19 protein-coding genes are annotated in these 19,673 nt (G+C 71.7%); 8 read left to right on the forward strand and 11 right to left on the reverse strand.

The window, feature by feature from the left end; translation table 11 throughout:
- Positions 1-7: 7 nt before the first annotated feature.
- A complete protein-coding gene (locus ACZ4UU_RS27975) occupies positions 8-853 on the forward strand; it encodes a (2Fe-2S)-binding protein (protein ID WP_471906117.1) in 846 nt (281 codons plus the stop codon).
- A 132-nt stretch (positions 854-985) separates the two neighbouring features.
- Here the strand turns inward: ACZ4UU_RS27975 and ACZ4UU_RS27980 are convergent, their stop codons facing one another.
- Positions 986-2,740, reverse strand: coding sequence for an ABC transporter ATP-binding protein (locus tag ACZ4UU_RS27980; protein ID WP_471906118.1), 1,755 nt, complete (start codon positions 2,738-2,740; stop codon positions 986-988).
- A 28-nt stretch (positions 2,741-2,768) separates the two neighbouring features.
- The gene (locus ACZ4UU_RS27985; protein WP_471906119.1) at positions 2,769-2,900 is read right to left on the reverse strand and encodes a hypothetical protein; all 132 of its coding nucleotides are present in this window, start codon (positions 2,898-2,900) and stop codon (positions 2,769-2,771) included.
- A 38-nt stretch (positions 2,901-2,938) separates the two neighbouring features.
- On the opposite strand from ACZ4UU_RS27985, the gene ACZ4UU_RS27990 reads away from it, so the two are divergent.
- On the forward strand, positions 2,939-3,538 hold the full coding sequence (locus tag ACZ4UU_RS27990) for a transketolase (RefSeq protein ID WP_471906120.1): 600 nt from the start codon (positions 2,939-2,941) through the stop codon (positions 3,536-3,538).
- On the opposite strand, the gene ACZ4UU_RS27995 is transcribed toward ACZ4UU_RS27990, so the two are convergent.
- Positions 3,531-4,163, reverse strand: coding sequence for a rhodanese-like domain-containing protein (locus ACZ4UU_RS27995; protein WP_471906121.1), 633 nt, complete (start codon positions 4,161-4,163; stop codon positions 3,531-3,533). The two genes, ACZ4UU_RS27990 and ACZ4UU_RS27995, sit on opposite strands and share 8 nt — an antisense overlap.
- 82 nt (positions 4,164-4,245) lie before the next feature.
- On the opposite strand from ACZ4UU_RS27995, the gene ACZ4UU_RS28000 reads away from it, so the two are divergent.
- On the forward strand, positions 4,246-4,533 hold the full coding sequence (locus ACZ4UU_RS28000; protein WP_217206829.1) for a metal-sensitive transcriptional regulator: 288 nt from the start codon (positions 4,246-4,248) through the stop codon (positions 4,531-4,533).
- Positions 4,534-4,568: 35 nt separating this feature from the next.
- Here the strand turns inward: ACZ4UU_RS28000 and ACZ4UU_RS28005 are convergent, their stop codons facing one another.
- Together ACZ4UU_RS28005 and ACZ4UU_RS28010 are read right to left on the reverse strand one after the other, a co-directional pair.
- Positions 4,569-5,318, reverse strand: a complete 750-nt coding sequence (locus ACZ4UU_RS28005; protein WP_471906122.1) for a TSUP family transporter — start codon at positions 5,316-5,318, stop codon at positions 4,569-4,571.
- On the reverse strand, positions 5,315-6,994 hold the full coding sequence (locus ACZ4UU_RS28010) for an MBL fold metallo-hydrolase (protein WP_471906123.1): 1,680 nt from the start codon (positions 6,992-6,994) through the stop codon (positions 5,315-5,317). Before ACZ4UU_RS28010 ends, ACZ4UU_RS28005 begins: the two co-directional genes overlap by 4 nt.
- A 208-nt stretch (positions 6,995-7,202) precedes the next feature.
- Between ACZ4UU_RS28010 and ACZ4UU_RS28015 the strand changes: the two genes are divergently transcribed.
- The 3 genes from ACZ4UU_RS28015 (at position 7,203) to ACZ4UU_RS28025 (ending at position 9,944) form a co-directional block, all read left to right on the forward strand.
- Positions 7,203-8,291, forward strand: coding sequence for an S-(hydroxymethyl)mycothiol dehydrogenase (locus tag ACZ4UU_RS28015; RefSeq protein WP_471906124.1), 1,089 nt, complete (start codon positions 7,203-7,205; stop codon positions 8,289-8,291).
- The gene (locus ACZ4UU_RS28020; protein ID WP_471906125.1) at positions 8,291-8,920 is read left to right on the forward strand and encodes an MBL fold metallo-hydrolase; all 630 of its coding nucleotides are present in this window, start codon (positions 8,291-8,293) and stop codon (positions 8,918-8,920) included. The genes ACZ4UU_RS28015 and ACZ4UU_RS28020 overlap by 1 nt, the downstream gene beginning before the upstream one ends.
- Before the next feature lie 109 nt (positions 8,921-9,029).
- Positions 9,030-9,944 (forward strand): SDR family oxidoreductase, encoded by a 915-nt coding sequence (locus ACZ4UU_RS28025; protein WP_471906126.1) that lies wholly within the window; start codon positions 9,030-9,032, stop codon positions 9,942-9,944.
- On the opposite strand, the gene ACZ4UU_RS28030 is transcribed toward ACZ4UU_RS28025, so the two are convergent.
- Positions 9,935-10,483 carry a hypothetical protein gene (locus ACZ4UU_RS28030; RefSeq protein WP_471906127.1) on the reverse strand — a complete coding sequence of 183 codons (549 nt, stop codon included), beginning with the start codon at positions 10,481-10,483 and terminating at the stop codon, positions 9,935-9,937. The two genes, ACZ4UU_RS28025 and ACZ4UU_RS28030, sit on opposite strands and share 10 nt — an antisense overlap.
- A 50-nt stretch (positions 10,484-10,533) precedes the next feature.
- Between ACZ4UU_RS28030 and ACZ4UU_RS28035 the strand changes: the two genes are divergently transcribed.
- The gene (locus ACZ4UU_RS28035) at positions 10,534-11,331 is read left to right on the forward strand and encodes an SDR family NAD(P)-dependent oxidoreductase (RefSeq protein ID WP_471906128.1); all 798 of its coding nucleotides are present in this window, start codon (positions 10,534-10,536) and stop codon (positions 11,329-11,331) included.
- A 73-nt stretch (positions 11,332-11,404) separates the two neighbouring features.
- Here the strand turns inward: ACZ4UU_RS28035 and ACZ4UU_RS28040 are convergent, their stop codons facing one another.
- The 3 genes from ACZ4UU_RS28040 to ACZ4UU_RS28050 all read right to left on the reverse strand — a co-directional run bounded on the left by ACZ4UU_RS28040 (position 11,405) and on the right by ACZ4UU_RS28050 (position 16,237).
- The gene (locus ACZ4UU_RS28040; RefSeq protein ID WP_471906129.1) at positions 11,405-12,865 is read right to left on the reverse strand and encodes an amino acid permease; all 1,461 of its coding nucleotides are present in this window, start codon (positions 12,863-12,865) and stop codon (positions 11,405-11,407) included.
- A gap of 226 nt (positions 12,866-13,091) precedes the next feature.
- Positions 13,092-14,750, reverse strand: a complete 1,659-nt coding sequence (locus ACZ4UU_RS28045) for a PucR family transcriptional regulator (RefSeq protein ID WP_471906130.1) — start codon at positions 14,748-14,750, stop codon at positions 13,092-13,094.
- Between the two features lie 74 nt (positions 14,751-14,824).
- Positions 14,825-16,237, reverse strand: a complete 1,413-nt coding sequence (locus ACZ4UU_RS28050) for a pyridoxal phosphate-dependent decarboxylase family protein (RefSeq protein WP_471906131.1) — start codon at positions 16,235-16,237, stop codon at positions 14,825-14,827.
- 121 nt (positions 16,238-16,358) lie between these two features.
- Here ACZ4UU_RS28050 and ACZ4UU_RS28055 point away from each other — a divergent pair, with 121 nt between their 5' ends.
- Complete coding sequence (locus ACZ4UU_RS28055) at positions 16,359-17,060, forward strand: L,D-transpeptidase family protein (RefSeq protein WP_471906132.1); 702 nt, start codon at positions 16,359-16,361, stop codon at positions 17,058-17,060.
- Positions 17,061-17,103: 43 nt separating this feature from the next.
- Here ACZ4UU_RS28055 and ACZ4UU_RS28060 read toward each other — a convergent pair whose 3' ends face one another.
- Together ACZ4UU_RS28060 and ACZ4UU_RS28065 are read right to left on the reverse strand one after the other, a co-directional pair.
- Positions 17,104-18,306, reverse strand: a complete 1,203-nt coding sequence (locus ACZ4UU_RS28060) for a Gfo/Idh/MocA family protein (RefSeq protein ID WP_471906183.1) — start codon at positions 18,304-18,306, stop codon at positions 17,104-17,106.
- 14 nt (positions 18,307-18,320) lie between these two features.
- Positions 18,321-19,664: an ABC transporter substrate-binding protein gene (locus tag ACZ4UU_RS28065; RefSeq protein WP_471906133.1), complete on the reverse strand. Its 1,344-nt coding sequence runs from the start codon at positions 19,662-19,664 to the stop codon at positions 18,321-18,323.
- Between the last annotated feature and the right edge of the window lie 9 nt (positions 19,665-19,673).

A 19,673-nucleotide genomic window follows, 5' to 3' on the forward strand; every position in this document is an offset into this window, starting at 1 on the left:
AGCGCCGATGCCCGTGGCCCTCACGACCCCGCCGCCCGGCGCCGTCGCGCGTACGCTCCGTCACGACTTCACACGGCTGACCGACCTCTGCGACGTACTGGCCGTGCGGGTCACCGCGCCAGGTGCCGAGGAGACCGGTGCGGGCGTGTCGGCGGCGGAACTGGTGAAGGACGCGGCCGTGCTCGACGCGTTCGTGTCGGCGGAGGCGGCCCGGATTCACGATCGCCACGGGACCGTTCCGCGTCGCGACGTCGCCGCCTCCCGTGCGCTGCACGACTACGCCTGGTCCGTCGCGCTCCTCATGAGCGGACCCTGGTACCTGGCGCGCCGTGTACCCCGGATCCGGCCCGAGGACCTGCGTCTCGACCTCGCCACGGCCGAGTTCAGCCTGACGCCCGGCAGCGACCTCGCCTGTCTGGCCGACGACCCGGCCGCCACGCTCCCCGGTGTGCTGACGGTGCCTCACGAGGAGGCCCTGCGCGCGGAGTTGCGTACCGCCGTCGCCGATCACATGGGTCCGCTCCTGGACGCGATCGGCCCGGTCGCGCGACGCCGCTCACGCGCCCTGTGGGGCATGGTCGCCGACGACCTGGTCTCCGGCATCTGGTACCTCGGCCGGACGCTGGGCCGCGAGGACGACGCCGTACGGGCGGCCACCGAACTGCTGCCGAAGAGTGTCGCCCCCTACCCGGGCGGCGCCGACTTCCGCCACCTGACGACGGCCGACGGCCACCGGCACCCCACCCGCACCCGTGCCGGCTGCTGCATGTACTACACGATCCGCCCGGCCGAGGCATGCTCCACCTGCCCCCGCACCTGCGACACGGAACGGCTGCGCAGGCTCCAGGGCTGAACCGGCCGATCGGCAGCGCCGCCCCAGGGGGCGCGGGGCTGTATCGATATGCGGCTCCGCCGCGTGGGCGCGACCAGCCACGAAGGCGCCGCGGACGAAAGACGACTCATCGCGGCACTACCAGCGGAGCGCTCAGTCGGCCGTCGCCAGGAACTGAGTCGCCGCCAGCTCCGCGTAGAGCGGGTCGGCTGCCACGAGTTCGCGATGCGTGCCCACGGCGCGCACCCGGCCCGCGTCCATCACCACGATCCGGTCGGCCATCGTCACCGTCGACAGCCGGTGCGCGACGACCAGAACCGTGGTCGTACGGGCGACGTCGGCGACGGTGTCGCGCAGCGCCGCCTCGTTCACCGCGTCCAGCTGCGAGGTGGCCTCGTCGAGGAGCAGCAGCCGGGGGCGGCGCAGCAGGGCGCGGGCGATGGCGACACGCTGACGCTCGCCGCCGGACAGCTTGGTGCCGCGATGTCCGACGAGTGTGTCCAGACCGTCGGGCAGCCGCGCGACCAGGCCGTCGAGGCGGGTCGTCTTCAGCACGCGCGTGAGGGCTTCGTCGTCCGCCTCGGGGTTGCCGAGCAGCAGGTTGTCCCGCAGCGAACCCGACAGGACCGGGGCGTCCTGCTCCACATAGCCGATCGCGGACCGCAGCTGCGGCAGCTCCCAGTCCGCGAGGTCCCGCCCGTCGAGGGTGATGGTGCCGGCCTCGGGGTCGTAGAACCGCTCGATGAGGGAGAAGACGGTGGTCTTGCCCGCGCCCGACGGCCCGACGAACGCGGTCATGCCCTGTGCGGGCACGGCGAACGTCACCCCGTGGTGGACGTACGGCAGATCGTCGGCGTACCGGAAGCGGACGTCCTCGAAGGCCAGCGCGGCCGGCTCCGCCCCGGTGGCGGGCAACGGCGCGGGCGCGGCGGCCGGTTCGGCGGGCAGCCGCAGCGCCTCCTGGATCCGGGCGAGCGCCGCCGAACCCGTCTGGTACTGCGTGATCGCGCCGACCACCTGCTGGATCGGCGACATCAGATAGAAGACGTACAGCAGGAAGGCGACCAGCGTGCCGACGTCGATCGCCCCGGTCGCCACCCGCGCCCCGCCCACCGCGAGCACCGTGATGAACGCGATCTGCATGGCGAGCCCGGCCGTGTTGCCCGCGGCGGCCGACCACTTGGCGGCCCGCACGCTCTGCCGCCACGACTCCTCGGCCGCCTCGTGCAGCGTCCGTTCCTCCCGGTGCTCGGCGCCCGACGCCTTCACCGTGCGCAGCGCGCCGAGGATCCGCTCCAGCGAGGCGCCCATCACGCCGACCGCGTCCTGCGCCTGCCGGCTGGCCCGGTTGATGCGCGGCACGATCACGCCGAGGATGGTGCCGGCCGCCAGGATCACACCGAGTGTGACCAGCAGCAGCACCGGATCCACCAGGCCCATCATCGCCACCGTCGCCACGAGCGTGAGCCCTCCGGTGCCGAGCCCCACGAGCGAGTCGGTGGTGACCTCGCGCAGCAGCGTCGTGTCCGAGGTGATGCGGGCCATCAGGTCGCCCGGCTCGCTGCGGTCCACGGCGGTGATGCGCAGCCGCAGCAGATACGACGACAGGGCGCGCCGCGCGCCGAGCACCACCGACTCGGCGGTGCGCCGCAGCACGTACGAACCCAGCGCACCGAGCGCCGCGTTCGCCACGACCAGCCCGGACATGATCAGCAGCGCCCCGGTGATGGCCCGGTCGTGGGACAGGTCGTCGATCAACTCCCGGGCCACCAGCGGCAGCAGCAGTCCGGTCGCGCCCGTGACCAGGGAGAGCACGGCACCCGCCAGCAGGGTCCACCGATGCGGGCGCACGTAGCCCAGGAGCAGCCGCCAGGTGGGCGGGGCCGGTTCGGTCGCTGCGATGCTCACGGGGCTCCTCCGAGGTGGTAAGGAGCCTTCAGGCTACGTCGGCCTCCTCCCGCGGAGCCCGCCAGTTCCGTGCCACGGCGAGCGTCAGGGGCCGTTCGGCCCCCTCGGGCAGACACTCGTCCAGCATGCGGGTCAGGACGTCACCCGGGCCGAGCTCCACACAGACCGTCACACCGTCGCGCCCGAGGAGGATTCTCCATGCACCCCGACATGCTCCGGGCCGCCACCGAGTCCCTGCCCGCCGCCCGCCCCGACGCCCCCGCCGGGCACGGCAGCGGCACCGTCCTCGTCGGCTACGGCGCCGTGGAGGAACTGGCCCGCTTCGCCACCGACCCACGCTGGACCGTCCATGTCCCCGGTCATCCGGACGAGGTGCGGCGCGCGATCCGGTCCGCGGTGGGGCGCGGCGAGCGGGCCTTCGTGCATCTGTCCGGCGACCGCAACGCCGAACCGCACGGCCTGTCCGAGGGCTTCGAACTCGTCCGGGAAGGCCTCGACGGCATTGTCCTCGCCGTCGGCGCCACCCTCGCCCCGGTGCTGCGCGCCACGGCAGGCCTCGACCCGACCGTGCTCTACGCCGCCACCGTCCGGCCCTTCGACGAGGTCGGCCTGCGCACCGCCGTCCTGGCCGCCGCCCACGCCGACGTCGTGCTCGTCGAACCCGGGCTGCCCGGCCTGTCGGCCCGGCACGTCGCCGAGACCCTGGTCCACGTACCGCACCGGCTGCTGCCGTTGGGCGGCGCGGACGGCCTGGACGAGGACGTCGTCGCCCGGGCCGTCCGGGACTTCCTCAGGTGACCGGCGCCTGACCGCGCCGTGCCAGGGCGTCCAGGGTCGCGTCGAGGTCGGCGGCGCGCGGGCGGTTGTGCGGCAGCTTCGACAGCAGGGCGGCCATGCCGCAGGTGTTGCTGAGCGCCGAGAAGACGAGGCCGCCCGCGACGCCGGCGGACAGCAACTGCCCGGCCGGGTGCAGGAGTCCGACTCCGAGACCCACCAGGACGATCGAGCCCGCGGTGAAACGGACCTGGCGCTCCATGGACCAGGTCGCGCGCGGGCTCGACGCCGGCCGGTGCAACTCGTGCCCGCGCTGCGCCCAGCCCTGGGTGCCGCCCGTGAGGGTCATGGCCTGGATCCCGTGCTCGGCGAGGACACGGCAGGCGTTCTCCGAGCGGGCCCCGGAGGCGCACACCACCAGGAGCTGCCCGTCGGGCATCCTGCGGAGCGCCGGCAGGGCGCTGTCGAGACGGTCCAGCGGGACGTTCAGTGCGCCGGGCAGATGACCGGCGGCGTACTCGCCCGGCGTGCGGACGTCGACGACGGTCAGCTGGGCCGACTCGGTCGATCCAGCCGACTCGATCGAATCGGTCACCCGGGCGTGGGCCTCCTCGACGTCGAGCGCCAGGGAGCTGTGGGGCGGTGTCATGGGGAATGAGATCCTTTCCGGAGTGGAGGTAAAATACCCCCAAGGGTATGCAGTGGTGTAGCGGGGTAGGCAGGGAGTGATCGTGGAGTTGCAGTTCGAGGGCGACGACCTCAAGTCGGTGCTGAACCGGTTGCGCCGGGCGCAGGGGCAGATCTCCGGAGTGATCAAGATGATCGAGGAGGGCCGCGACTGCGAGGACGTCGTCACTCAGCTCGCCGCCGCCTCCCGCGCCCTGGACCGGGCCGGCTTCGCGATCATCGCGACCGGGTTGCAGCAGTGCCTCACCGACGTCGAGCAGGGCCGGCGCGACGGCGAGACGGTGGGCCAGATGAAGGCACGACTGGAGAAGCTGTTCCTGTCGCTGGCGTAGCGGGCCGGACCGGGCGTCCCGGGGGCGTCCGGCCGTCATACGACGGCGTCGGCCAGCATGAAGACGGCCACCGCCAGCAGGACGTATGCGAAGGTCCGCTGCAGCGTTCCGCCGGAGATCTTCCCGGCGAGCCGCTTGCCGTCCCACGCGCCGAGCACGGCGGCCGCGGCGAACGGTCCGACGGCGGCCCAGTCGACGCTCGCGGCCGAACCGGCCCGGGCCGCCAGTGCCACCAGCGAGTTGACGGTGATCACCAGCAGGCTGGTGCCCACGGCGACCCGCATCCGCAGCCCCACCACGCTCACCAGCGCCGGTACGGCCAGGAATCCGCCACCCACGCCCAGCACCCCGGTCACGGCACCGAGCCCGGCCCCGACCCGGACGACCCGCCCCGGACGCACCGGCACGTCCGCGCGCCGTACGGTGGCCGAAGGACGGAGCATGCGCAGCGCGGCGACAGCCGCGGTCACCGCGAACGCCCCGGTGAGCACCCCCGCGGGCAGCCGCCCGGACAGCGCGCCACCGGCCGCCGCCGGCAGCAGACCCGCCGCCGCGAACAGCGCCCCGGCACGCCAGCGCACCGTGCCCGCACGGGCGTGCGCGCCGAGCGCGGTGACCGAGGTGACGGCGACGACGACCAGACTCGCCGTGGCAGCCGCCGCGGGCGTGAAACCGAGCAGGTACATCAGCGCCGGTACGGCCAGCACACTGCCGCCGCCGCCCAGCGCACCGAGCGAGAGCCCCGTGACGCCACCGGCGAACAGGCCCAGGACGAGGGCGCTCACGTGGGGTCACTGGGGGTGGTACAGGACTCGGCCACCACCGGAAGCCCCGCCTGGGCCCAGGCCCGCATGCCGCCGATGACGTCCACCGCATCCGCTCCGCGTGCCGTGAGCAGCGCCGCGGCCTCGCGGGAGCGCCTGCCGGAGCGGCAGATCGCGACGACCGGGCGGCCCTGCGCGGTCTTGGGAAGCGTCTGACCGGACGTCAGCGCGGAGAGCGGCGCGAGGACCGCGCCCGGGGCGTGCCCCGCGGCCCATTCGTCGGGCTCGCGGACGTCCACGAGGACGGCGTCGGCGTCCGCCCGCGCCCGGGCCTCGGCCGGGGTGACACGGGCCATCGGGAGACCGGCGTCGCGCGCAGCCGCGAACCCGTCGTCGACCGCGACGACGTCACGTCCCACCGCGTCGAGCAGAGAGGCGGCGATGGCCGCCCGCATCCCGCCGGCACAGTGCACCCACACGGTGCCGTCCGGTATCTCCGCGAGACGGTCGCGCAGTTGGTGCACCGGTATGTGCACCGAACCCCTGATGTGTCCGATGCCACGCTCGGAGTCCCGCCGCACGTCCAGGATCACCACGCCGTCCTGCGCGGCCAGTTCGGCGAAGGTGCCACGCGGGAAGGAGCGGGACCGCTCACCCGGGCGGATCCAGTCGGCGGGGGAGCCGGTCGCCGCTGCGGCCGGCCGGTCGATGCCGACGCGGACGAGTTCCCGCTGGGCGGCGGCCAGTTGGGCGGGTGTCTCGGCGAGCAGCGTGACCGGCTTGCCCCACGGCAGCAGCCAGGCCAGATAGGCGGCGAGCTGCCCCTCCGCCTCGAAGTTGAACGACCCGGCGACATGCCCTTCGGCGAACGCGACCCGGTTGCGCAGATCCACCACCCACTCCCCGGCGGCCAGCCGCGCCGCGATCTCCTCGGCGTCGGCCGGTCGGGGCGGCGTCAGGTCCACGGGGGCCGGGCCCTCGACGTTCACCGGGCCCATGTGGGTGTAGTACGCCGGGATGTCGTCGAGGCCGGCCAGCAGGTCGGCGACGAACGCGTCGACGTCCTTCACCAGGGCCTCGTTGACGACGCGCTCACGCCCGATCGTCGTCGTGTCCCCGCCCGCGGCCTGGGTGGCGGAGCAGAAGCTGCCGAAGCCGTGCGTCGGCAGGACCGCCGTCTCGTCCGGCAGCTCCGCGGCCAGCCGGCGCGCGGAGTCGTACTGCGCCCGCGCCAGGTGATCCGTCAGCCGGGGCTCCACCAGGTCTGGCCGCCCCACCGTGCCGATCAGCAGCGAACCGCCGGTGAACACGGCCACGGCGCGTCCCGCCTCCTCCAGGACGTACGACGTGTGGTGCGGGGTGTGCCCGGGAGTGGCCAGGGCGCGCAGCACCAGGCCGTCGTCGATCTCCGTACGGTCCCCGTCGGCGACCGGCACCCGCTCGTAGCCGACCCGCGCCGCGGCCGGCACCAGATAGGCGGCCCCGGTGAGCCGGGCGAGTTCCAGGCCGCCGGTCACGTAGTCGTTGTGCACATGGGTCTCGACGACCTGGGTGATCCGCACGCCCCGCAGCGCCGCGGCCGTGATCACCCGGTCGATGTCCCTGGGCGGATCGACCACCACGGCGCTGTGCGCACCGCCCGCCAGATAGCCGCGGTTGCCCAGCCCCGGCACGTCGATGGTGTCGACGAAGTACACGGCGGCACTCCTCTCCTGGTGAAGCCTGTGGGTACCCACGGGAGGAAATTACCCCCGGGGGTATGCGAACCACACTATCAGGTACCCCCGGGGGTATTTTTGGAAGGTGACCGGAAGCCGATGTGAAGGCCGTCGCTCCGTGCCTTTACCGATCAGTCACGTCTAGGGTCGGAAGTGGACGGAGCCGCCGAGGAGAGGGTTCAGCACCATGGCGCAGGAAGTACGGGGCGTGATCGCACCGGGCAAGGACGAGGCCGTGCGCGTGGAGAGGATCGTCGTGCCGGACCCGGGGCCGGGCGAGGCCGTCGTACAGATCCAGGCCTGCGGGGTGTGTCACACCGACCTGCACTACAAGCAGGGCGGCATCAGCGACGACTTCCCCTTCCTGCTGGGGCACGAGGCGGCCGGGGTGGTGGAGTCGGTCGGTGAAGGGGTCACGGAGGTCGCTCCCGGCGACTTCGTGATCCTCAACTGGCGTGCGGTGTGCGGGAACTGCCGGGCCTGTCTGCGCGGCCGGCCCTGGTACTGCTTCGACACCCACAACGCGAAGCAGAAGATGACCTTGGCCTCGACCGGTCAGGAACTCTCCCCGGCGCTCGGCATCGGCGCCTTCGCGGAGAAGACGCTGGTCGCGGCCGGACAGTGCACCAAGGTCGACGCGTCGGTCGCCCCGCAGGTGGCCGGTCTGCTGGGCTGCGGCGTGATGGCCGGAATCGGCGCCGCGATCAACACCGGCAACGTCGGCCGGGGCGACACGGTCGCGGTGATCGGCTGCGGCGGCGTCGGCGACGCGGCGATCGCCGGGTCGAACCTGGCAGGGGCGGCGAAGATCATCGCCGTGGACATCGACGACCGCAAGCTGGACAAGGCCCGCACCATGGGCGCCACCCACACCGTCAACTCCCGCGAGACCGACCCCGTCGCGGCGATCCGCGAGCTGACCGGCGGGTTCGGCGCGGACGTGGTGATCGAGGCGGTGGGCCGCCCGGAGACGTACAAGCAGGCCTTCTACGCCCGCGACCTGGCCGGCACGGTCGTCCTGGTCGGTGTGCCCACCCCGGAGATGAAGCTGGAGCTGCCGCTGCTCGACGTCTTCGGCCGCGGCGGCGCGCTGAAGTCGTCCTGGTACGGCGACTGCCTGCCGAGCCGCGACTTCCCGATGCTCATCGACCTGCATCTGCAGGGCCGCCTGGACCTGGAGGCGTTCGTGACCGAGACCATCCAGCTCGACGAGGTGGAGAAGGCGTTCGAGCGCATGCACCACGGCGACGTCCTGCGCTCGGTGGTGCTGCTCTGATGGCCACCCGCATCGAACGCCTCGTCACCTCCGGGCAGTTCACGCTCGACGGCGGCACCTGGGACGTCGACAACAACGTGTGGCTCGTCGGCGACGACCACGAGGTCGTCGTCATCGACGCCGCCCATGACGCCGACGCCATCGCCGAGGCCGTCGGCGACCGCCGCCTCACCGCGATCGTGTGCACCCACGCCCACAACGACCACATCGACGCCGCGCCCGCCCTGGCCGACCGCACCGGCGCCACGATCTGGCTCCACCCCGACGACCTGCCGCTGTGGAAGCAGACCCATCCGGACCGCGACCCCGACGCCCACCTCGTGGACGGCCAGATCATCGAGGCCGCGGGCGCCGACCTCACGGTCCTGCACACCCCGGGACACGCTCCGGGCGCGGTGTGCCTGCACGACCCCGGCCTCGGCGTCGTCTTCACCGGAGACACCCTCTTCCAGGGCGGCCCCGGCGCCACCGGCCGCTCCTACTCCCACTTCCCGACGATCATCGACTCCATCCGCACCCGCCTCCTCGCCCTCCCGTCCGACACCAAGGTCCTCACCGGCCACGGCGACCCGACGACCGTCGGCGCCGAGGCGCCCCACCTCCAGGAGTGGATCGACCGCGGCCACTGAAGCCGGCCGGGTGACGGACCGGCAGGATCAGTAAAAGGCGACAGAAGATGTCCGGCTTACCCGGCACCCTCAAGAGCGACAGTGCTCGCAGAGGGTCGGGAGGCCGGACATGTCACAACCGCTCAAGGACAAGGTCGCACTGGTCGCCGGGGCGACACGAGGAGCCGGACGCGGCATCGCCGTGGAGCTCGGGGCGGCCGGGGCCACGGTCTACGTGACGGGACGCAGCACGCGTGCCCGACGCTCGGAGTACGACCGGCCCGAGACGATCGAGGGCACCGCCGACCTGGTCACCGAGGCGGGCGGCAACGGCATCGCCGTACCCACCGACCACCTCGAACCGGCCCAGGTCCGCACTCTCGTCGACCGCATCGCGGACGAACAGGGCCGCCTGGACGTCCTCGTCAACGACGTCTGGGGCGGCGAGAAGCTCTTCGCCTGGGACAGCCCCGTCTGGGAGCACGACCTCGACAAGGGGCTGCGGCTGCTCCGGCTCGCCGTCGAGACCCACGCCATCACCAGCCACCACGCCCTGCCCCTGCTTCTGCGCCACCCGGGCGGACTGGTCGTCGAGATGACCGACGGCACAGCGGACTACAACCGCGTCAACTACCGCGCCTCCTTCTTCTACGACCTCGCCAAGGCCTCCGTCCTGCGCATGGCCTTCTCCCTCGGCCATGAACTCGGACCGCGCGGCGCCACCGCCGTCGCCCTGACGCCCGGCTGGCTGCGCTCGGAGATGATGCTCGACGGCTTCGAGGTGCGCGAGGACAACTGGCGCGACGCCCTCGAACGCCTCCCGCACTTCGCCATCTCCGAGACCCCGCGCTACGTGGGCCGCGCCGTCGCCGCCCTGGCCGCCGACCCCGACGTGTCCCGCTGGAACGGCGAGTCCCTCTCCAGCGGGCAGCTCGCCCAGGTCTACGGCTTCACGGACCTCGACGGCAGCCGGCCCGACGCCTGGCGCTACCTCGTCGAGGTCCAGGACGCGGGGAAGCCGGCGGACCCGAGCGGTTATCGCTGAGGCGGCACCGGGTCGGCAGGGAGGATCGGCCAGCGCGCCGAGTGGCCGGGCGGCAGGCCGAGGTCCTCCCGCACGGCCGCGTAGTAGGCATCGCGTCCGGCGCGCTGCCTCTCCAGCAGCGCGCGCCAGGTCGCCGTGTCCTGCTCGGACTCGCGGACGAACCGCTCCATCTCCATCGCGGTCACGACCCAGGCCCGTCCCTTCTCCACCACAGTGCGGCTGCCCAGCATGATCAGCGCCTCACCCGACGGATCCCTCGTGACGTTCGCCTCGGCGAGCAGAGGTCTGGCCTCGTCGGGGGTGAGGGGATCCGGGTGCGTCCCGTGGCCGAGCTGTGCGGCGACCCGGTACGTCAGCGTGATCGTCTGCTTCACCGACCGCGCGTAGTCGGCGTACACCGCCAGCCGCCGCTCCTCCCAACGCGCCGCCTGATCCCGCCGGAACCTCGCCTGATCGCCCCGCACGACCACCACATACGAACCGAGCGCGCCGATCACGACGCCTATGAGCGCGGGGAGTTGCTGTATGAACGCGGACATGGACGCACGCTATCTGCCCGGATGATCGTCCCGGCACTACCGTTCGGCCCATGACGGACACAACGCGCTTCGCAGGTCACGGAGTCCTGATCACCGGCGCGGCCCGCGGTATCGGCGCGGCCACCGCACGCCGGTTCGCGGAGGAGGGAGCGAGCGTCCTGGTGACCGACCGGGACGTCCCCGAGGCCGAGCGGACGGCGGCCCGGCTCCGCGGGCACGGGCTGGCGGCGGAGGCGCTGGCCTGCGACGTCGCCGACCGCGAGTCCGTCGAGGCGGCCGTCGCCCACGCCGTCGACACCTTCGGCTCCCTCGACGTCCTGGTCAACAGCGCCGCCTCCTGCACGCCGGACACCCCGTTCTTCGAGGACGGCCCCGACGAGGCCTGGGCCCGCGACCTCGACATCACCCTGACCGGCAGCTACCGCTGCTGCCGCGCCGCCCTGCCGCACCTCGCCGCCACCGGCCACGGCGCCATCGTGAACATCGGCTCCGTCAACGCCCTCCAGGACTTCGGCAACCACGCCTACAGCGCCGCCAAGGCCGGCCTCGGCTCCCTCACCCGCACCCTCGCCGGGCACGCCGCCGCCCGCGGGGTCCGGGTGAACCTGGTGACGCCGGGCACGGTGCGAACCTCGGCGTGGGAGGGACGGGACGCGGAACTCGACGCGATCCGCCCGCTGTACCCCCTGGGCCGGGTCGGCGAACCCGAGGACATCGCCGCCGCGGTCGCCTTCCTGGCCTCCCGCGACGCGGCCTGGATCACCGGCACCACCCTCACCGTCGACGGCGGCCTGACGGCGGTCAACACGGGGTTCCGCAGGGGGACACGGGTTCGGGGAAGCGCATGAACGCCACATGACACAGGACGGCTCCCCGCCCAGGTGGCGGGGAGCCTGGAAAGCCGTAGGGCAGTCGCGGTGACTACCGGGGCGTGACCTCTTCCTTGGTGCCGCTACGCCGGATCCGCTCCCGTACCACTGAGATCGCGATCACCAGGGCGGCGACGAGTACGGAGAGCAGGACCTGACTCCGTCCACCGCCCTCGCTGTCGTCGGTGAGCATGTAGACGAGCACGAACGAGATCATCCCGATCGTCGCCCACGTCAGATAGGGGAACAGCCACATCCGGACCACGAGCTTCTCCGGGCTCTCGCGCAGGATGATTCCCCGCATCCGCAGTTGCGAGAAGCAGATGACCAGCCACACGAAGAGCGCGATCGCGCCCGAGGAGTTCAGCAGGAACTGGAAGACGGTGTCCTTCCACAGGTAGTTGAAGACGACCGCGACGAAGCCGAAGGCCACCGAGGCCAGGATCGCCGCCTGCGGGACACCGCGGGAGTTCGTGCGGACGAAGGCCTGCGGCGCGTCGCCACGCTGGCCGAGGGAGAAGGCCATGCGGGAGGCGGTGTAGAGGCCGGAGTTGAGACAGGACAGCACCGCCGTCAGCACGACGACGTTCATGATCTGCCCGGCGTGCGGGATGCCGATCGAGTCCAGGGCAGCCACGTACGAACCGTGCTTGGCGATCGAGGGGTCGTTCCACGGCAGCAGCGAGACCACGACGAGGATCGAGCCGACGTAGAACACGCCGACCCGCCAGATGACGCTCCTGGTGGCCTTGGCGACCGCCCGGCGCGCGTCCGGGGACTCACCGGCGGCGAGGGTGACGATCTCGCTGCCCATGAAGGAGAAGACGACCAGCAGGATGCCGGTGAGGATCGCGCCGGGCCCGTTGGGCAGGAAGCCGCCGTGCTCGGTGAGATTGCCGAAGCCGGTCGCGGCGTGGTCGGAGCCGGGCAGCACCCCGAAGATCGCCAGGCCGCCGAGGACGATGAAGCCCGCGATGGCGACGACCTTGATGCCGGCGAACCAGAACTCGAACTCGCCGAAGGAGCCGACCGAGGCCAGGTTCGTGGCGGTGAGCACCACCATCACGATCAGCGCCCACGCCCACTGCGGTACGGCCGGCACCCACCCCTCCAGGATCACGGCACCCGCGGTCGCCTCCACGGCGAGCACGACGACCCAGAAGAACCAGTACAGCCAGCCGATGGAGAACCCGGCCCAGCGACCGAGCGCCCGGTCCGCGTAGGCGGAGAAGGAGCCCGAGGACGGATTGGCCGCGGCCATCTCGCCGAGCATCCGCATCACGAAGACGACCAGGGCGCCGACCAGCACGTACGACACCAGGATGCCGGGTCCGGCGGCGGCGATACCGGAGGCGGAGCCCACGAAGAGACCGGCGCCGATCACCCCGCCGATGGCGATCATCGACAGATGGCGGTTCTTGAGACCGGCCCGCAGACCTGCCTGCTCCGGGGGCCGACCACCGGTGGGCGGAGCGGTGTCAGGGGCCAGGGAATCAGGGGGACGTGTAGTCATGTCGACATCCGTTGTGTGGTGGGGAGGAACCAGATGTGGGGAGGACCATGGGGGGGCGAGCATGCCGGGACGTCCGCGGGCCGCCCTGTCTCCTTGTGGGAGGTGAGCCGCATCACTTGCGGATAAGGATTTGCGTCAGCGTACGGGGGGCCACGGGGCGAGGTGTTTGTTCCCGCGGACAGATTCGCCCACGATGCCTGTCCGGTCGGCCAATGCGGAGTCGGGGTCAGCCGGTGCGTGGCAGCCGCAGCTGCAGCATGGCCAGCAGACGCTGATCGGGACGGCTCAGGTCGAGACCGGTCAGCTCCTCGGCCCGGCGAAGGCGGTAGCGCAGCGTGTTGGGGTGCACGTGCAGTTGGGCGGCGGCCTCCCGGACGTCACCGAAGGCATTCAGGTAGGCCAGCAGGGACTCGGCCATGCGGCCCTGGTGCCGGCCGTCGTGTGCCACCAGGGCGGTCAGCCGTGGATCCCGGATGTCGGGGTGGGCGGCGAGCAGCGTCAGCAACTCGCTGACCAGCACTTCCGCCTGGATGTCGGGCAGGGCGGCGACCGCGGTGGGAAGGCCGGCGCCCAGCATGGCGTCGAGGATGCGGTCGGCCTCGCGGCGGGACTCGGGGACGTCGCCGAGCCCGGACACCAGGCAGCCGACCGAGCCGCGCAGCGGCAGGCCCAGGTGGCGGCGCGCCGCGTCGGTGATCTCCTGGCACCAGCCGCGCAGCGTGTCCGTGTCGATGCTGCGCGGCAGCTGGGGCAGGAGCACGTAGATGCGGGGGTCCAGCTGGGTGACCAGCGCGCTGCGGTGCCGAGCGGCGATGTGCACCGAGATCAGGTTGGTGACCTCGGTGTGGGTGAGCTCCGGCGCGGCGCCGACATGGCTCGTCTCCGGCGCGGCGACGACCTCACCGGTTCCGTACGAGAACCCCAGGACGGCGGCCGGGAGGCCGGCGTCGTATCCCAGGTGGGTGGCGAGCGGCTGCGGCCCGGTGCTCCCCTCCAGAAGTCCGGCCAGCAGGGTCCGGGTGAGCGTCAGGCCCTCGGAGAGTTCCCGGCGGCGGCGTACCAGGTGGTGCGCGGCGACCCGGGCGGCGCCCAGAAGTGCCTGCTCCGAGTGGCCGGACAGGGGCGTCGAGCCCTCTTGCACCCAGATGGTGCCCAGCTGCCGGTCCCCGGACCGTATCGCCACCGCGAGCCGGCGGCGGATCCCCAGCTCCGGGTGGCTGTCAATACCGATGACCTGGTCACTGGAGTGCAGGTGCTGGAACACGCCCCACGCGCGCAGCTTCGCCAGATACGCCTCCGGCCCCTGCCAGCCGAGGATGGAACGCCGCCGCAGGTCGTCGATCTCGTCGGAGTCGGTGGAACGGGAGTAGGCCAGCACCCGGTTGGCCGCGTCCTCGATGCTGACGATGCCATGGGTGAGGACGGCGGTGGTCTGGGCGAGCGAGAAGAGGTCGCCTTCCTCGGCCCCTTCGCCGGGGTGGCCCGGAGAAGCGTCGTCGAGGGCGGCGCGGGCCAACGCGTTCACCTGCTCCCAGCGCGCTTCGCTGCGCAGCGAGAGCAGGGCCACCCCGGCCTCGGCGGCGGTCTCGCCGAGGGCCGCGGCCTGACCGGGACCGTCCAGTTTGATCACGGCGGCGGCGGCTCCGTCGCGGGCGGCGGCCCGCAGCGCGGGAAGGGCGGCGCGGCCCCGGGCGCCGATGACGAGGACCAGCTCGCCGGGCTGGGCCGTCGGAGGGTCCTCGGGGTCGAGCAGGGCGACGCCCCGGATCTCGACGTCGAGCCCGGCGGGAGCGGCCTGCACCTCTACCAGGGTGTCGCCCAGGGCCATCAGCAGGTGGCGCAGGCTGATGCCGACTGGGGGCGGAGACGCTGCGGCCGGATCCATGAACGGGGATCGTACTGGGGCACGGCGGTCGGCCCGCAAGCAGCGTCCAGGCATCGTCGCGGGCTGTCCGCCTGTCAGGGCCTCTCGACGCCCCGCACGCTGTCGAGCCCGGAAGCGATCGCGGCGAGCACGCGGTCCGTGTCGGTTTCGGACGTACGCCAGTTGCTGAACGCCGCCCGCAGCGCGGGAGTGCCGTCGTACACGGTCGGTGTGAGGAACGTCTCGCCGGACGCGGCGACGGCCTGGGCCAGCGCGTCGACCCGCTCCCGGGTCGGCTCCTCGGCGAGCGTGAAGCAGACGACGTTGAGCCGGACCGGCGCGAGCAGAGTGAGCCCGGGGAGGCCGGCGATGCGCTCGCCGAGGCGCCGGGCGAGAGCGACGGTGCGCTCGATGATCTCGCGGTGCCCGGCACGGCCGTATGCCATCAGTGAGAACCAGGCGGGCAGCGCCCGCAGCCGGCGTGAGCTCTCCGGCGTGAGGTGGAGGAAGTCGGGGTCCTTCGTGGGCAGCCCGATGTACGGCGACGCGTTGTGGAAGACGTTCACCTGGAGGTCCTGTCGGCGGGTGAACTGGACCGCCGCGTCGTAGGGCACGTTGAGCCATTTGTGCAGGTCGACGCAGATCGAGTCGGCCGCGTCGAGGCCGTCGACGAGGTGCGCGTACAGAGGGGAGAGGGCGGCGAAACCGCCGAAGGCGGCGTCGACGTGGAGCCAGAAGTCGTAGCGCTCCTTGAGCGCGGCCACGGCCCGCAGGTCGTCGAAGTCCACGGTGTTCACGGTCCCGGCGTTGGCCACGACGATCGCCGGGCGGCCCTGAAGCGCGTCGAGGGCGTCGGCAAGCCGGTCGACGTCCACGGCCTCGCGGTTGCCGGCCAGCACCGGCACGCGCCGGAGCCGGTCCCGGCCGATGCCGAGCACGGCCAGCGCCTTGAGGACGGTGGAGTGGGCGCTGCCGGACAGCACGTCGACCGGGCCGAGGGCCGCGAGCCCGTCCCGGGCGACGCAGACGCCGCCGCGCTCGCCCAGCCACTCCCGGGCGATGGCGAGCCCCACGGTGTTGGACGCGGTCGCACCGGTCACGAACGCCCCGCTGTGCGCATCGCTCAGCCCGAACAGCTCCCGCAGCCAGCTCACCGTCTCCCGTTCCAGTGCCGTCGCCCAGGAGTCGGCAGCGTTGATCACGTTCTGGTCGTACGTGCTCGTCAGCCAGTCCCCGGCGAGCGCGGCCGGTGTGGCACCGCCGGTGACGAAGCCGAGGTAGCGCGGACCGGCCGAGCCGGAGAAGCCGGGCGCCCACCGTTCGGCGAACCGCGTGAGGGCACCCCCGGCCCCGACACCCTCGGCCGGGAGGTCCTCGCGATCCGGAGCGCTGTCCAGGCGTACGACCGGCCGCTCGGCCAGGCCGGCCAGCTCCCGCGCGGCGAGGTCGCGGGCGGACCGCAGGATCTCGGGGAGGCGGGAGAGATCGTCGGCGAGTGTGGAGTGCATGAGCAGCAGCGTAGGCACAACTTCACCGTTCGGTCACAGACCTGCCGGCTCGCACAACCGAGCTCCCGGCGCACCGGTCTAGCCAGCAGAGACCACACGAACGCAAGGGAGAGGCCCGGCCATGGGGGACATACGCAGACGGCGCGCCGTCGCACTCGGCATCACGTCAGGACTCGTCGCACCGCTCGCGCTGACGCTCGGCGCCGCACCGGCGCAGGCCGCGCCGAGCTGCACGACCCAGACCGGGCCGTATCAGAAGAAGGTCGAGAAGTTCCTCGGCCGGCCGGTCGACGGCAAGCAGTCCAGCGCCGACTGCAAGGCCGTCCGGGCCTTCCAGACAAAGCACGGCATCACCCCGAACGTCGGCTACGCGGGCCCGGTGACCTGGGGCGTGATGGACCTGATGCTGAAGCAGAAGGCCGTCGGCAAGAACCCCAACAAGGACGGCAAGTGCCCTGTCAACAAGGGCCGCATCGCCTGTGTGAACCTCACGCTCCAGCTGAGCTGGATCCAGGACGGCAAGAAGCTGGTCTACGGCCCGGTCCCGGTCCGCACCGGCCGTAACGGCTACGAGACGCGCACCGGCCTGAAGAAGATCTACTGGCGCAACATCGACCACGTGTCGAGCATCTACCACGTGCCGATGCCGTACTCCCAGTTCTTCGACGGCGGCCAGGCGTTCCACTCGGTCGGCGTCAGCATGTGGAACCCGCCGGGCTCGCACGGCTGCGTCAACATGACCAAGACCGACGCGAAGAAGTACTGGTCGCTGCTGAAGAACGGCGACGACGTCTACGTGTACGGCCGCAAGCCGGGCACCTGAGTCAGGACAGGCACCCGGCTCGCGGGTCGAGGTCGGGGAGACGTCACGCCTCGGGCGCGTCCCCGAAGTCCGGGATCTCCAGCCTGACCCCGCCCTGCCGCGCCGACTCGTGCGCGACGATGCCCGGCAGGGTGTAGCGGGCCGCCACCCACGCGTTCACGGACGGCAGGGTGCGGCTGTTGACCGCGGTCACGAAGTCGTCCACCAGGAAGTGGTGGCTGCCCTCGTGACCGTTGTGCAGGTTGTCGAACTCCCGGGGCAGCCGGGAGCGGTCGTGCACCGGCGCCGAACCCGAGGTGAAGGCGGCCCGCAGCTCCGGCGCGATGTGCTGGAGCGACGGGTCGTCCGGGGACAGGGTCGGCTTGGGCTCCAGCAGCTCGCTGATGTCCTTGACGCCCTTCTTGTCCTGCCACAGGGCCACGGTGGCCAGCTGCTCCATGCTCGCCTCGGTGCCGAAGAACCGGAACCGTGACTCCCGTATGTGCGACGGGTAACCCACCCGCCGGAACTCGTTCGTACGGAACGAGCCGCCGCCCGCGACCTCGAACAACGCCGTCGCGTTGGACACGTCGTTGCCGAACTGGCTGACGGACTTGTCGAAGACGCCGTCGCCGCGGTCGTCCACGACCCCGATCGCCGACACGCTCACCGCGTGCGTCCGCCACGCCCCCAGCACCCCGCCCACCGCGTGGGTCGGGTAGAGCAGCGGGGGATAGCTGGCGGTCGCCTTCCAGTTCTCGCCGCCGCTGTACTGGTACGCCTCGTAGAACCCCAGGTCCATGTCGTGGACGTAGTCGCCCTCGGCGTAGAACAGCCGCCCGAAGGCGCCCTCGGCGATCTGGTTGCGGGCGTGCACCGTCGCCGGGTTGTACTCGCTGGTCTCACCCATCATGTAGGTCAGTCCGGTCGCCTTGACGGCGTCGATGATCGCCGCGATCTCCTCGGTGGTGATCGCCATGGGGACCGCGGAGTAGACGTGCTTGCCGGCGTTCAGGCCCTGGAGGACCAGCGGGCCGTGGGTCCAGCGCTGAGTGAAGATCGCGACCGCGTCCACGGCCTTCGACTCCAGCATCGCCTCGTACGAGGGGAAGGTGCCGGCCAGTCCCTGTGCGTCGGCGAGCTGCTCGGCCCGCTCGGGCAGCAGATCGGTGACGTACACGTCGCTGACACCGGGGTGGGCCTGGAACAGCGTGGCGAACTGGCCGGAGAACTGGCCGGCGCCGACGATGCCGAGGGAGAACGTCATGGAGGGTGTGCCTTTCACTGGCCGAGGATCAGGTTGATCTGGTCGTTGGTCTTCTGGAGGCTGCTCACGGGTTTTCCGTTGCCGTAGATGTCCTCCATCGCGGGCGTCATGAGCGCCGTCATGTCCGCCGAGTAGCTGGCGATCGGATAGGAGAAGGTCCGGAAGCGCTTCTTGTCGGCCACGGGTTCGGTGAAGGCCGACACGTCGATGCCCTTCTTGTCGTAGGCGGCGACGGCGGCCCTGGTCCCGGCCGGAGTGGCGGGGAAGACGACGCCGTACCTGCCGACGACGGTCTGGCACTCGTCGGAGGCCAGATACGCCACCCACTTGCGGGCGCCCGCCTTGTTCTTGGCGGCCTTGGTGATCGAGTCGGCGAGACCGTTCATCATGGTGGCCCGTTTGCCGGTCGGGCCGACCGGTGTGAGCGCGGTCTTCATGTTCATGCCCTTGAAGCCCGCGTAGGTGGAGATCATCCAGGCACCGTCGAACGCGGCGGCGGCCTTCCCCGCGGCGACCTGGGTGTTGGCCTGGTTGGACTGGATGTTGTAGTCGGACAGCGGGGGCATGTAGCCCTTCTTCGCCAGCCCGAAGTACCACTGGATGACCGACTGGAAGGTCTTGCTGCCGTACTGGTACTTGGTGCCCCAGCGCGGCTTGTCCAGATAGCTCCAGCCGGCGGAGGCCGCGAAGTTGCTCCACTGGGTCTGGCCGTCGCCGAAGCCGCCGCCGTTGCTGGCCAGGCCGTACACCTCGACGTTGTTCTTGTCGAAGCCGGGCTCGTCGCCGCGCCTGCCGTTCTTGTCGATCGTCAGACGGGCGACGGCCTTCTCGAAGGTGCCGCCGTCCTTCGGGTTCCAGGCCAGGTTGTTCAGCTGCTCGGCGGTCAGCCCGGCGTCGTTGGCCATCTTCTCGTTGTAGAAGAGCGCGACGGTGTCCCAGTCCTTGGGAGCGCCGTACCGGTGGCCGTCCTGGCCGATCCAGTTGGCTGCGAGCCCCGGCTGGTAGTCGGAGTCCTCGATGCCGAGGTCGTCCAGCGGTTCGAGGACCTTGAGATCGGTGAACTGGCCGAAGTTCTGGATGTGGTCGGTGAACACGTCCGGCTGGGTGCCCGCGATGAAGCCGGCGGTCAGCTTGGTCCAGTAGTCGCTCCAGCCCAACTGGGTGATCTTCACCTTGAGTCCGGGGTTCTCCTTCTCGAACCCCTTGGCGCAGGCCTGGTAGGCGGGCAGCTGGTTGGCGTCCCACAGCCAGTACGTCACCGTGTTCGCGGACGTTCCGGCCGAGCCGCCGTTCGCGCAGCCGGTCACCAGGGACAGTGCCAGCGCTCCGGCGAGCGCGGTCAGCGTACGAAGTCGCATGCTCGTTCC

Source organism: Streptomyces sp. NPDC028907 (genome assembly GCF_055564995.1).

Coding starts and splice junctions, on each gene's coding strand:
- ACZ4UU_RS27975 (WP_471906117.1), top strand. CDS start 8: ATGCCCGTGGCCCTCACGACCCCGCCGCCCGGCGCCGTCGCGCGTACG.
- ACZ4UU_RS27990 (WP_471906120.1), top strand. CDS start 2,939: ATGCACCCCGACATGCTCCGGGCCGCCACCGAGTCCCTGCCCGCCGCC.
- ACZ4UU_RS27995 (WP_471906121.1), bottom strand. CDS start 4,163: ATGACACCGCCCCACAGCTCCCTGGCGCTCGACGTCGAGGAGGCCCAC.
- ACZ4UU_RS28015 (WP_471906124.1), top strand. CDS start 7,203: ATGGCGCAGGAAGTACGGGGCGTGATCGCACCGGGCAAGGACGAGGCC.
- ACZ4UU_RS28020 (WP_471906125.1), top strand. CDS start 8,291: ATGGCCACCCGCATCGAACGCCTCGTCACCTCCGGGCAGTTCACGCTC.
- ACZ4UU_RS28025 (WP_471906126.1), top strand. CDS start 9,030: ATGTCACAACCGCTCAAGGACAAGGTCGCACTGGTCGCCGGGGCGACA.
- ACZ4UU_RS28030 (WP_471906127.1), bottom strand. CDS start 10,483: ATGTCCGCGTTCATACAGCAACTCCCCGCGCTCATAGGCGTCGTGATC.
- ACZ4UU_RS28035 (WP_471906128.1), top strand. CDS start 10,534: ATGACGGACACAACGCGCTTCGCAGGTCACGGAGTCCTGATCACCGGC.
- ACZ4UU_RS28040 (WP_471906129.1), bottom strand. CDS start 12,865: ATGACTACACGTCCCCCTGATTCCCTGGCCCCTGACACCGCTCCGCCC.
- ACZ4UU_RS28045 (WP_471906130.1), bottom strand. CDS start 14,750: ATGGATCCGGCCGCAGCGTCTCCGCCCCCAGTCGGCATCAGCCTGCGC.
- ACZ4UU_RS28050 (WP_471906131.1), bottom strand. CDS start 16,237: ATGCACTCCACACTCGCCGACGATCTCTCCCGCCTCCCCGAGATCCTG.
- ACZ4UU_RS28055 (WP_471906132.1), top strand. CDS start 16,359: ATGGGGGACATACGCAGACGGCGCGCCGTCGCACTCGGCATCACGTCA.
- ACZ4UU_RS28060 (WP_471906183.1), bottom strand. CDS start 18,306: ATGACGTTCTCCCTCGGCATCGTCGGCGCCGGCCAGTTCTCCGGCCAG.
- ACZ4UU_RS28065 (WP_471906133.1), bottom strand. CDS start 19,664: ATGCGACTTCGTACGCTGACCGCGCTCGCCGGAGCGCTGGCACTGTCC.